At 69.7% G+C, this 12,319-nt stretch carries 10 protein-coding genes; 4 read left to right on the top strand and 6 right to left on the bottom strand.

What is annotated here, in order from left to right; genetic code table 11:
- Positions 1-40: 40 nt before the first annotated feature.
- The gene (locus tag WFH25_RS09150) at positions 41-496 is read left to right on the top strand and encodes a PH domain-containing protein (protein WP_156794744.1); all 456 of its coding nucleotides are present in this window, start codon (positions 41-43) and stop codon (positions 494-496) included.
- 83 nt (positions 497-579) lie between these two features.
- Here WFH25_RS09150 and WFH25_RS09145 read toward each other — a convergent pair whose 3' ends face one another.
- Genes WFH25_RS09145 through WFH25_RS09135 form a run of 3 tightly spaced genes read right to left on the bottom strand, consistent with a single transcriptional unit; the run spans position 580 to position 4,639 of the window.
- Positions 580-2,724 (bottom strand): dipeptide ABC transporter ATP-binding protein, encoded by a 2,145-nt coding sequence (locus WFH25_RS09145; protein ID WP_336697466.1) that lies wholly within the window; start codon positions 2,722-2,724, stop codon positions 580-582.
- Positions 2,717-3,655, bottom strand: a complete 939-nt coding sequence (locus tag WFH25_RS09140) for an ABC transporter permease (protein ID WP_083295025.1) — start codon at positions 3,653-3,655, stop codon at positions 2,717-2,719. The genes WFH25_RS09145 and WFH25_RS09140 overlap by 8 nt, the downstream gene beginning before the upstream one ends.
- A gap of 3 nt (positions 3,656-3,658) precedes the next feature.
- Complete coding sequence (locus WFH25_RS09135) at positions 3,659-4,639, bottom strand: ABC transporter permease (RefSeq protein ID WP_070416712.1); 981 nt, start codon at positions 4,637-4,639, stop codon at positions 3,659-3,661.
- A 262-nt stretch (positions 4,640-4,901) separates the two neighbouring features.
- Between WFH25_RS09135 and WFH25_RS09130 the strand changes: the two genes are divergently transcribed.
- Positions 4,902-6,614: an ABC transporter family substrate-binding protein gene (locus WFH25_RS09130; RefSeq protein ID WP_336697465.1), complete on the top strand. Its 1,713-nt coding sequence runs from the start codon at positions 4,902-4,904 to the stop codon at positions 6,612-6,614.
- An 84-nt stretch (positions 6,615-6,698) separates the two neighbouring features.
- Here WFH25_RS09130 and WFH25_RS09125 read toward each other — a convergent pair whose 3' ends face one another.
- From WFH25_RS09125 to WFH25_RS09115, 3 genes are all read right to left on the bottom strand, one after another.
- On the bottom strand, positions 6,699-7,247 hold the full coding sequence (locus tag WFH25_RS09125) for a hypothetical protein (protein ID WP_070416710.1): 549 nt from the start codon (positions 7,245-7,247) through the stop codon (positions 6,699-6,701).
- A gap of 260 nt (positions 7,248-7,507) precedes the next feature.
- On the bottom strand, positions 7,508-7,987 hold the full coding sequence (locus tag WFH25_RS09120; protein WP_070416709.1) for a peroxiredoxin: 480 nt from the start codon (positions 7,985-7,987) through the stop codon (positions 7,508-7,510).
- 182 nt (positions 7,988-8,169) lie between these two features.
- Positions 8,170-8,919, bottom strand: coding sequence for a CPBP family intramembrane glutamic endopeptidase (locus WFH25_RS09115; RefSeq protein ID WP_071294976.1), 750 nt, complete (start codon positions 8,917-8,919; stop codon positions 8,170-8,172).
- A gap of 138 nt (positions 8,920-9,057) precedes the next feature.
- On the opposite strand from WFH25_RS09115, the gene typA reads away from it, so the two are divergent.
- Complete coding sequence (gene typA, locus WFH25_RS09110) at positions 9,058-10,980, top strand: translational GTPase TypA (protein WP_070416707.1); 1,923 nt, start codon at positions 9,058-9,060, stop codon at positions 10,978-10,980.
- Positions 10,981-11,073: 93 nt separating this feature from the next.
- Positions 11,074-12,267, top strand: coding sequence for an amidohydrolase (locus tag WFH25_RS09105; RefSeq protein ID WP_336697464.1), 1,194 nt, complete (start codon positions 11,074-11,076; stop codon positions 12,265-12,267).
- The last annotated feature ends 52 nt before the right edge of the window (positions 12,268-12,319 follow it).

The following is a 12,319-nucleotide window of genomic DNA, read 5'->3' as shown; positions in this document are numbered from 1 at the left end:
CGCGGTCGCGTCCGGCCTCGTCGCGTTCCTGGCGCTGTTCATGCTCGGCGACGCCGCGGTGCGGGGGAGCTGGGACGTCGTCCTGCACGCCGTCGGTCCCCTCGCCGCGCTCGTCTGGGTGCTCTGGGTGCTCACCTTCCGCCCGCACGTACGGATCACCGACGACGCGATCACGGTGGTGAACCCGCTCCGGTCGACGACGGTCCCGTGGGGCGCCGTCGAGGACGTCCGGATGCGCTGGCAGATCGTGCTCGACCTCGCCGACGGCCGCCGGGTCACCTGCTGGGGTGGTCCGTCGCTGCCGCGGCCGAAGCCGACCCGACGCGGGGAGCCCCGCGTGCTGCGGCAGCCGGACGAGTTCGTCGCGGTCCGCGACCGCTGGTCGGAACGGCACGGGCGCACGCCCGACGCCCCCGTCGTCCGGGGCTGGGACGTGCCGGCCGTCGCGTCCGGCATCGCCGTGTTCGCCCTCTGCGTCGTCGCGATCGTCGTCTGAGACGTCCCGACAGGAGGGACGGGAGGCGCGGGGGGCGCGGGCCCCCCCCCCGCCTCCCGTCCGTCACACGGAACGCCAGTCGGTCACACCGTCGCCGACACCCGCTCGGTGAGCAGGTGGTTCTGGTCGGTCTGGATGCAGGCCACGCCGCGTCCGTGCACGTCCTGCAGGCGCGGATCCACCGAACGGCACTGCTGCTGCCGGTCCTCGTCGAGGAGCTGGTACAGCGGGCAACGGGTGCGGAACCGGCACCCGTCGATCCGTTCCGTGGGGGAGGGGAGGTCGCCGTCGAGCAGGATGCGTCCGCGGGCGGCCTCGGCGAACGGGTCCGGCACCGGGACCGCGGACAGCAGGGCCCTGGTGTAGGGGTGCTGCGGGTCGTCGAACACGCGGTCGCCGTCGCCGTACTCGACGATCCGGCCGAGGTACATGACCGCGACGTCGTCGGCGATGTGCCGGACGACCGAGAGGTCGTGCGCGACGAACAGGTAGGACAGGCCCAGGCGGTGCTTGAGATCCTCGAGCAGGTTGATGACACCGGCCTGCACGGACACGTCCAGCGCCGACACCGGCTCGTCGAGCACGAGGATCTTCGGCTCGACGATGAGCGCGCGGGCGATGCCGATGCGCTGTCGCTGGCCGCCGGAGAACTCGTGGGGGTACCGGTCGATGTAGCTCGGCTCGAGACCGACGAGCTCGAGCGAGTCCCGCACGCGTCGGCGGATCTCGTCCTTCGGCACGCCCTGCACCGTGAGCGGCTCGCCGATCACGGACCCGATGTCGAGTCGGGGGTCGATGGAGGCCATCGGGTCCTGGAAGACGACCTGGATGTCGCTCCGGAGCGCACGGCGGTCGGACTTCGACAGGGTGCCGGTGTCGACGCCGTTGACCGTGATGGTGCCCTGCTGCGCGCCGGCGAGCTCGAGGATCTCCATGATCGTCGTGGTCTTGCCGCAGCCGGACTCGCCGACGAGCCCGAGGACCTGTCCGCGCTTCAGCGTGAGCGAGATCCCGTCGACCGCGTGCACCTCGCCGATGCGCCGGCGGAACAGGGCGCCCTTCGTCAGCGGGAAGGTCTTCACGACGTCGTCGAGCTGCAGCACCACGTCGTCGCCGTGGTCGATCTCGGACTCGGGGACGTCCTCGGGGCGCGGGAAGATCTCGGAGCGGGCGAGCGTGCCGTCGGCGATCTCGTCGCGGCGGATGCACGCGGCGGTGTGCTCGTCGTCGAAGGCGCCGTTCGTGATGGTCGGCGTCGCACCGGTCAGGACCGGGTTGTCGTCGCTCGGTGCCACCGACGGGGCGATCAGGGCCGGCTCGCCCTCGCGGCAGGCGTCGAGGACCGCGGGGCAGCGGTCGGCGAACGGGCAGCCGGTCGGCTTCTGGGTGAGCAGCGGCGGACGGCCGTCGAGCGGGACGAGGCGCTCCGAGCGTGCCGAGGCCATGTTCGGCATCGAGCGGAGCAGACCGATCGTGTACGGCATGACCGGCTCGCGGAAGAGGGGTTCGACCGGTGCCGTCTCGACGATCCGGCCGGCGTACATCACGGCGACCCGGTCCGCGTTGCCCGCGACGACGCCGAGGTCGTGCGTGATGAGGACGACGGCGGCACCGGTCATGTCCTTGGCGGTCTGCAGCACGTCGAGGATCTGTGCCTGGATCGTCACGTCGAGCGCCGTGGTCGGCTCGTCGGCGATGATCAGCTTCGGGTCGTTCGCGATGGCGATCGCGATCATGGCGCGCTGCCGCATGCCGCCGGAGAACTCGTGCGGGAAGGCGTCGAGCCGCCGCGAGGGGTTCGGGATGCCGACGACGCGCAGGAGTTCCTCGGCGCGGGCCCGGGCGGCGTGCGCGGTGAGGTTCCGGTCGTGCAGCCGCAGCCCCTCGACGATCTGCTGACCGATCGTGTACACGGGCGTCAGGGCGGAGAGCGGGTCCTGGAAGACCATCGCGATGTCGCCGCCACGGAGCTTCGACATCTCGCGGTCGTTCAGGCCGAGCAGCTCGCGGCCGTCGAACCGGATGCTGCCCTCGACCTTGGCCGACGACGGCAGCAGTCCCATCACGGCCATCGAGGACACCGACTTGCCCGATCCGGACTCGCCGACGATGCCGAGGAACTCGCCCTGGTTGACGGAGTAGTCCACGCCGCGCACGGCGTACACGGGCTTGGAGCCCGGGTTGAACGTGACGGCGAGGTCGGAGACGGTGAGCAGCGGCTCAGTCACGGTTGGCTCCCGAGGTGGGGTCGATGGCGTCGCGCAGGGCGTCGCCGAGCAGGCTGGTGGAGAGGACCGTGGCGACGAGCGTCGCAGCCGGCAGGACGAACAGCCACGGTCGGGTGACCGCGGACTGGCTGCCGGCGGCGAGCAGGGTGCCGAGCGACACGTCCGGCACCTGGATGCCGAAGCCGAAGAAGCTCAGGGCGCTCTCGGAGAGGATCATCGCGCCGACGCCGAGCGTGGCGTCGATGATGAGCAGCGAGGCCACGTTCGGCAGGATGTGCCGCCGGATGATCGTGAACGACGGGACGCCCATGAACCGTGCGGCCTTGACGTAGTCGCGCTCCCGGAGGGACATCGTCTGTCCGCGGATCACGCGGGCCATGATCATCCACCCGAAGATCGCCAGGCCGACGATGAGCGCCAGCCAGCTGAGGTTCTTGAACAGCGGGCTGAGGAGCACGAGCGCGTAGAACGACGGGATGACCAGGAGCAGGTCGATGCCCCACACGAGCGCCCGGTCGACGAACCCGCCGAAGTACCCGGCGATCGCACCGACGATGCCCGCGATGAGGGTCGCGGCGGGACCGGCGATGAGCCCGATGAGCAGGGACTTCTGCAGGCCCACCAGGGTCTGGGCGTAGATGTCCTGGCCGATGTCGTTCGTGCCGAACCAGTGCGAGGCGCTCGGCGGCATGCCGAAGGCGAGCCCGTCGGAGTCGACGGCGTTCCAGTGGTACAGGTACGGACCGACGAAGGCCCAGAGCAGGATGAGGAGGAGTGCACCGCCACCGATGCGGGCACGCCAGGTGCCGAGCACCTTGCGCCAGAGCGGGGTGCGGCCACCCTTCACCTCGACGACGTGCGCCGGCTGCCCGGCGTTGCCGTCACCGGGGTCGCCGGCGGTGGTCGTGGTCGTGGGGTCGAGAACAGACACGGGTCACACCCTCACTCGCGGGTCGAGCGCGGCGTAGAGCAGGTCCGCGAGGGTGCCTGCGATGAGCACGAGGATCGCCGTGAAGAGGATCGTGCCCGCTGCCGCGTTGATGTCGTTGTTGCTGATGCTCTGGACGAAGTACTCGCCCATGCCGTGCCAGCTGAAGACCAGTTCGGTGATGCTCGCACCGGTCAGGATGAGGCCGAACGAGTACGCGAAGAACGTCGACATCGGGATGAGGGCGACGCGGACACCGTGCCGCATGATGGCCGATCCACGCGTCCGGCCCTTCGAGCGCGCCGTCCGGATGAAGTCGTTCGACAGCACGTCGAGCATCGCCGAGCGCTGGTAGCGCGAGTACGAGGCGACGGCGCCGACCGTCAGCGAGATCGTCGGTAAGAGCAGGTGCACCAGCCGGTCGCCGAGCACCGGGAAGAACCCGGTCACCCCCGGGGTGTACTCACCGGTGAACGAGATCAGCTGCGTCCCGACCGCCCCGTTGAGGGTCGTCGCCAGGATCATCAGCACCACCGCGATGACGAAGGGCGGCGTCGCGAGCACCGCGAACGACAGGTAGGTCGACACCTGGTCGGACGTCTTGTACTGCTTGACGGCGTTCCAGACGCCGAGCAGGACACCGAGGATCGCACCGAGCAGGGTGCCGATCACCAGCAGCCGCAGGCTCGTGCCGGAGCGGGCGACGATGTCGGCCGTGACCTCGGTGCCGCGGGCGCTGATGCCGAGCGAGCCGTGCGTGACCAGGTTCACCCACCAGTTCCACGTGCGGACCAGGAGCGGGGTGTTCGGGTCGGCGCCGAGCTTCTGGAGCGCGGCGTCGATCGAACTCTGCGGGACCGGCGGGTTCTTGCCGAGGTACCGGGACGTCGGGTTGAGCGTCGCGCTGGCGAGGATGTAGCCGAGCGTCGTCGCGACGATCGTCAGGATCACGTAGTTGACGATCCGCTTCGCGAGGAAAGCAAGCATGTACTGGGACCTCAGTGGGGTGCGGCCGTCCGTCCGGACGGCGTTGTTCGGTGGCGACAGGCTAGCCGCTTCCGAGCCGGGGTGGGTGATCCCTGTTGACGCTATGCAACATTCGTTACGAGCATGTTTCGATTCGGTACAGCAGCCCTTGTGCGACCTTCGGATGTGACTAGGGTTCTCAACCAACAGGCGTGGCGGCGGGGGCCGTCGCGTCCCGGCGCTCCGGCGCGAACCACAACGAAAGGGAATCCTCGCCATGCGAATGAGGATCAAGACGACGGCCGTGCTCGCCACAGCAGCCGCCGCGGCACTCGTGCTCGCGGGCTGCTCCGGCGGCGGGTCCGCCGGACAGAGCAGCTCGGCCGTCGCCACGTCGTCGCTGAAGTCGACGGGTTGGACGGTCGCCGACCGCGACACGATCAAGGACGGCGGCTCGCTCACCCTGCCGATCGACTCCGCACCGGCGAACTGGCAGCTGTCGAACCTCGACTCCGGGACGGTCGACGACAACACGATCGCGGGCACCTACCTGCCCGGGTTCATCCAGTTCAAGGCCAACGGCGAGTGGGAGGCGAACAAGGACTACGTCGACTCGATCGAGCTGACGAAGGACTCGCCCCAGACCGTCGAGATCAAGATCAACCCCAAGGCGGTCTGGTCCGACGGCACCCCGATCACCGAGAAGGACGTCGAGGCGAACTGGAAGGCGCTGAACGGCACGAACAAGGCCTTCGCCCCGCTCGCCACCAACGTCTGGGAAGACGTCGACTCCGTCACGCAGGGTTCGGACGAGCGCGACGTCATCGTCACGTTCTCGAAGACGAACGCCGACTGGCCGAGCGTCTTCACCGCGATCTACCCCTACTGGGCCGTGGACACCCCCGACCACTTCAACAACTCGTGGGCGAAGGGTCCGTTCGCCGCGGACGGCAAGACGTACGTCTCCGCCGGCCCGTACATCCTCAAGACCTTCGACGCCAACGGCGGCGTCGTGACCTTCGAGAAGAACTCGAAGTGGTGGGGTGACGCGCCGAAGCTCGACACGATCGTCTTCAAGACCGTGTCCCGCGACGGTGTCGCCCAGGCCTACGCGAACAAGGAGTTCGACGCCTTCAACCTGAACGGCAGCGCGGACAACTTCAAGACCGCGAACAGCCGCTCGGACTCGAAGATCGAGCGCTCGCTCGGCACGACCCAGCGTCAGATCACCCTGAACGGCACGTCGGACGTCTTCAAGGACGAGGAGGTCCGCCAGGCGTTCGCCCAGGCGATCAACCGCCAGGTCGTCGCGCAGGCGATCCTCTCGCCGGTGAAGAGCCCGGTGCAGGTCCTCAACAACCTCGTCTACCTGCCCGGCCAGAAGGGCTACCAGGACAACGTCTCCTCGGTCTACGGCTACAGCACCGACAAGGCGAAGAAGAAGCTCGAGGACGCCGGCTACACGATCGGCTCGGACGGCTACGCGACCAAGGGCGGCAAGACGCTCGACGTCCGCTTCGTCATCCCGTCGGACAACCAGAACTCGGCAAACGTCGCGCAGCTCGTGCAGCAGCAGACGAAGCTCGCCGGCTTCAAGGTGACCATCGACACCGTCCCGACCGACGACTTCTTCACGAAGTACGTCACCACCGACGGCCGTGACTTCGACGCCACGTACTTCGCCTGGCAGGGCACGCCGTTCCCGGTGTCGTCGCTGAAGTCGATCTACTACCCGGCCGACGCGGGGCAGAACTACACCGGCGTGACCGACGACTCGCTCGGTGCCGCCTGGGACAAGGCGAACGCCGAACTCGACGCCGACAAGCGCATCGAGGACGCGGACGCGATCGACAAGAAGATCGTCAAGGTCGCGGGCACGATCCCGCTGTTCCCGGAGCCCTACGCCTGGGGCGTGCGCAAGGACCTCGTGAACTACGGTCCGGCGCAGTTCCAGCAGTCCTCCGTGAAGTGGCAGGACGTGGGCTACAAGGAGTAGTCCGCACCGCTGGAGAACGGAAACGACATCCCCGACGTCGCACGACGTCGGGGATGTCGTTCTTCGTCGGAGGGATCGCGGCGGTCAGAGCTGCGCGGCCGCCAGGGTCGCGACGAACGCGAGCACCACGATCGCGAGGATCGTCCACCCGTGCACACGGTGCGTGATCGGCGCAGCCGTCACGGTCGCCGGAGGCGGGCCGTCCTGCGCGGGCGGCTCGGGCACGAACGCCCGGATGCGCTCGGCCGCAGCGTCGACGTCGAGGCGATCCGCGCCTCCTGGACGACCGTCGACCACGGCGGCGAGCCGGGCCGACCTGCGGGTGGCGAGCCACGTGCGGCGGACGCCCTCGCTCGTGACGATCTCGATGCCGTACTTGGTGCGGACCTCGGTGACGCGGCGCCAGGTGTAGGTGCTGGTGCGGCGGACGTCGACGATGCGGAGGTGCTCGTCGGTCAGTTCGAACCGCGGGCGCCAGAGGACCGCCCACGCGATGAAGGCGATGCAGATGCTCGGGACCGGGGCGAGCCAGGCGGTGCCGCCGCTCAGGAGGGCGAGGGGGACGAGCGCGGCGGCCGCGACCCACAGGACGACGGCGAGCAGACGCATGCCGGGGGCGAGGATCGTGGTCACGCCGAAGAGGTTACAAGCGAAGAGGCTACGAGATGCCGACCCTTGGTGACACGCAACGCCCGGGGAGCCAAGAGGTTACGAGATGCCTCCCCGGGAACGCCCGGGGAGCGGGTGTGACACACCAGCGCGTATCTCCGGACGACCCGATTCCCCGGGGAGGCAGATCCTGTGTGGACCTCTCGTGGCGTCAATCGTCCTCGGCCCCCGTTCGGGTGTCAATACCCCAGACCGTCGCATCTTCGGGGGACCGACACGCCGTGTCACGCCACGAGGAGCTCGATCTGCGCCCGGATCGCGTCCGCCTTGGGGAACCGGAGCCCGACGAGCCCCACGTGCCGCCAGCGGACCACGCCGTCCGGCCCGATCACGAACACGGACCGCCGGAGCCCGATCCCCGGTGCCTGCACGCCGTACGCGCGGATGACGTCCCCCGCGGTGTCGCTCAGCAGGGGGAAGGTGAGCGAGGACCCGCGGGCGAACGCCTCGTGCGAGTCGAGCGCCTGCGGGCTGACGCCCCACACCACGGCGCCGAGGTCGCCGAAGTCGTCGAGTTCCTCTTGGTAGCTGCAGAGCTGTGCCGTGCAGACCGGGGTGGCGTCGCCCGGGTAGAAGGCGAGCACGAGCGTCCGGCCGATCTCGGCCGACAGGGCGTACTCGTCGTCGGTGCGGGTGCCGTCGCGCACGATCATGCCGGGCAGGGTGAATCCGGGTGCGGGATCGCCGACCTCGGGGATGCTCATGCGGCCACGGTAGGTGCGGGACCACGGTCCGGTGCGGCGCCGCGCTGTGGGTTCGCTGTGGGTCCGCCGGGCCGGGGTCGGACGGGTCCGCCGCATCGCCGACGCCCGAACGGGGGGATGCCGCGCGGTCGGCGCGGCGGACGCCCGGGACCGGTCGCCGGCCGTGCCGCGGGCGACCAGCGTCAGCGGAAGAGCTGCGGGAACGCGTGCGCGACCCACGGGTACCCGACGAACACCGCGGCGTCGAGCAGGCAGTGCGTGATGACGAGGGGGAGGAGCCGGCCCCACCTCGTGTAGATCCAGCCGAACACGATGCCCATCACGGCGTTCCCGACGAACGCGCCGAACCCCTGGTAGAGGTGGTAGCTCCCGCGCAGGACCGCGGTGGACAGGATGACCTGCCAGCGCCCCCACCCGAGGCCGCCCAGCCGTTCGTAGAGGTACCCGACGACGATCACCTCCTCCTGCAGCCCGGAGCGGATCGCCGAGAGCAGCAGCACGGGGATCGTCCACCAGTACGAGTCGAGCGCCGCCGGGTTCACGTTCACGGTGAACCCGAGCGCCCGCCCGGTGAAGTACAGCGCGAGCCCGGGGATCCCGATGCCGAGGGCGATGAGCGCCGCGCCACCGAGGTCGGGCCGCACGCGGAACCGGTCGATGCCGAGTCGACCGAGGTGCGGGCGGGTGGTGCTCCAGAGCAGGAAGCAGACGAGCGCGACCGGCGCGAGGTCGACCGCGATGCCCACGAGCTGCCGGGCGAGGTCGACGTACTGCACGGTCGTGGTCGAGGTGTTGAGCGCCGTGGACTGCTGCCCGAGCGGCGTCGTCTGCGACAGGTCGTCGATGATCTGCAGCACCGAGTACAGCGCGCTGCCGCCGAGCGAGAGCATCAGCACGATCGTGATCTCGATCCACGTTCGCCGACGGCTCATCGGGGGTACTCCTCTCGGTTGCGAACTACCGGTAGACTGGCGTGTCGGGCGTTCTGCCCACCTCCGGGCAGTGCCACCGCGGCGCGAGCGCCACAGTCGGCCGCCCGATCTTCTTCCGAACACCAAAGGATGTCCTGTATGGCGCTCGCCACCCGGTCCGACCTGCGCAACGTCGCCATCGTGGCACACGTCGACCACGGCAAGACCACCCTCGTCGACGCGATGCTCACGCAGACCAACTCGTTCGACGCCCACTTCGAGGGCGAAGACCGCATGATGGACTCGAACGACCTCGAGCGCGAGAAGGGCATCACGATCCTCGCGAAGAACACGTCGGTGCTCTACAACGGCAAGCACGCGACCGAGTTCGGCGCGGACGGCCCCATCACGATCAACGTCATCGACACCCCGGGTCACGCCGACTTCGGTGGTGAGGTCGAGCGCGGCCTCTCCATGGTCGACGGCGTCGTGCTCCTCGTCGACGCATCAGAGGGTCCGCTGCCCCAGACCCGCTTCGTGCTCCGCAAGGCGCTCGCCGCGAAGCTCCCGGTGATCCTGCTCGTCAACAAGACGGACCGCCCGGACTCCCGCATCGACGAGGTCGTGTCCGAGTCGCAGGACCTCCTGCTCGGGCTCGCCTCCGACCTGTCGGACGAGGTCGACGACCTCGACCTCGACGCGATCCTCGACGTCCCCGTGGTCTACGCCTCGGGTCGTGCGGGTGCCGCCAGCCGCAACAAGCCGGCCGACGGTTCGCTGCCGGACAACGACGACCTCGAGCCCCTCTTCGAGGCGATCCTCCAGCACGTCCCCGCCCCGAAGTACGACGACGAGCACCCGCTGCAGGCGCACGTCACGAACCTCGACGCGTCGCCGTTCCTCGGTCGCCTCGCGCTCCTGCGCATCTTCCACGGCACCATGAAGAAGGGCCAGACGGTCGCGTGGGTCAAGCACGACGGCAGCGTCGTCAACGCCCGCATCACCGAGCTCCTCGTCACCAAGGCGCTCGAGCGCTACCCGGCCGAGTCGGCGGGCCCCGGTGACATCGTCGCCGTCGCCGGCTTCGACACGATCACCATCGGTGAGACCCTGACCGACCCCGAGGACGTCCGTCCGCTGCCGACCATCACGGTCGACGACCCGGCGATCTCGATGACGATCGGCACGAACACCAGCCCGCTCGTCGGCAAGGTCAAGGGCCACAAGCTCACCGCCCGCATGGTCAAGGAGCGCCTCGACCGCGAGCTCATCGGCAACGTCTCGCTCAAGGTCCTCGACATCGGTCGCCCGGACGCGTGGGAGGTCCAGGGCCGCGGCGAGCTCGCGCTGGCCATCCTCGTCGAGCAGATGCGTCGCGAGGGCTTCGAGCTCACGGTCGGCAAGCCGCAGGTCGTCACCAAGCGTGACGAGAACGGCAAGCTGCAGGAGCCGTACGAGCACATGACGATCGACACGCCGGAGGAGTACCTCGGCGCGATCACGCAGCTCATGGCCGCTCGCAAGGGCCGCATGGAGAACATGACGAACCACGGCACCGGCTGGGTGCGCATGGAGTTCATCGTCCCGTCGCGTGGCCTGATCGGCTTCCGCACGTCGTTCCTCACCGAGACCCGCGGCACCGGCATCGCCAACGCGATCTCGCACGGCTACGACGAGTGGGCCGGCCCGATCCAGACCCGCATCAACGGGTCGATCGTGTCCGACCGCTCGGGCGTCGTCACGCCGTTCGCCATCACGAACCTCCAGGAGCGGATGACGTTCTTCGTCAACCCCACCGAAGAGGTCTACGAGGGCATGGTCATCGGCGAGAACTCGCGCGCCGACGACATGGACGTCAACATCACGAAGGAGAAGAAGCTCACGAACATGCGTTCGGCGAACGCTGACACCTTCGAGTCGATGACGCCGTCGCGCCAGCTGTCGCTCGAGGAGTGCCTCGAGTTCGCGCGTGAGGACGAGTGCGTCGAGGTCACCCCCGACGCCGTGCGCATCCGCAAGGTCGAGCTCGACGCGCAGGCCCGCCAGCGTGCCTACGCCCGCCTGAAGCGTCAGGACGCGTAAGCAGCGGTCCATCCAGGAGGCACGGCCTCCCTCCGACGGCCCGGTCACCTCGTTCGAGGTGGCCGGGCCGTCGTCGGATGTACCGTGGTGCGCGTGACTCTCGACCTCCTCTCGCTGTACCAGGACCTCCACGCCCACCCCGAGCTCGGCTTCCAGGAGCACCGCACGGCGGGCATCGTCGCCGACCGGCTCGCGGAGATCGGCGGGATCGAGGTCACCACGGGCGTCGGCGGCACCGGTGTCGTGGGCGTCCTGTCGAACGGCGAGGGGCCCGTCGTCTGGCTCCGCGCCGACATGGACGGGCTGCCGGTCCAGGAGCGCACCGGCCTGCCCTACGCCAGCGAGCACCACGGCACCGACGAGGACGGCAACGACGTCCCGACGATGCACGCCTGCGGCCACGACATCCACGTGACGTGGCTGCTCGGGACCCTCGAGCGCCTCGCCGCCACCACGGGCGACTGGCACGGCACGGTCGTCGGTGTCTTCCAGCCGGCGGAAGAGGTCATCTCCGGCGCCCGCGCCATGGTCGAGGACGGGCTCGTCGAGCGCTTCCCGACGCCCGACGTCGTCCTCGGGCAGCACTCCGCGCCGGCGCCGGTCGGCATCGTCGCGGTCGGCAGCGGCCCCGTGATGGCGTCGAGCGACCGGCTGACGGTCACGTTCAACGGCCGCGGCGCGCACGGTTCCGCCCCGCAGGCCTCGCTCGACCCGGTCGTCACCGCCGCATCGGCCGTCGTGCGCCTGCAGACCGTGGTCTCGCGCGAGGTCTCGCCGAGCGACGCCGGGGTCGTCACGGTGGGCAGCTTCCACGCCGGCACCCGCGCGAACATCATCCCCGACCAGGCCGTCATCGAGATCTCCACGCGGGCCCGCAACGAGGAGACCCGCGAGCGGATCATCGCCTCGATCGAGCGCATCGTCCGCGCCGAGAGCGAGGCCGGCGGGCTGCCCGAGGCGACGATCGTGCGGTCGCCGGGTGCCGAGGTCACCGTGAACGACGCCGAGGCCGCCCAGACCGTGCTCGACGCGATCCGCGCCGAGGTCCCCGGAGCCCGCGACCTCGAGATCGGCCTGGCGATGGCATCCGAGGACGTCGGTCAGCTCGCCACCGCGGCGGGGGCGCCGCTCGTGTACTGGTTCACGGGCATCACCGACCCGGAGCTGTTCCGTCGCGGCGAGGACATCCCGAGCAACCACTCGCCCTTCTACGCGCCGCAGGCCGAGACGGCGATCCCGGTGGGCGTCGACGCCCTCGTCGCGGCGACGCGCGCGTACGTCGCCTGACGCGGCGGTCCCGCAGGACGAGCCAGGAGGCGCGGCGCGACCCCGCCACGCA

Source organism: Curtobacterium sp. USHLN213 (genome assembly GCF_037144815.1).
Lineage (GTDB): Bacteria > Actinomycetota > Actinomycetes > Actinomycetales > Microbacteriaceae > Curtobacterium.
This window is presented reverse-complemented; position numbering and strand designations above follow the sequence as displayed.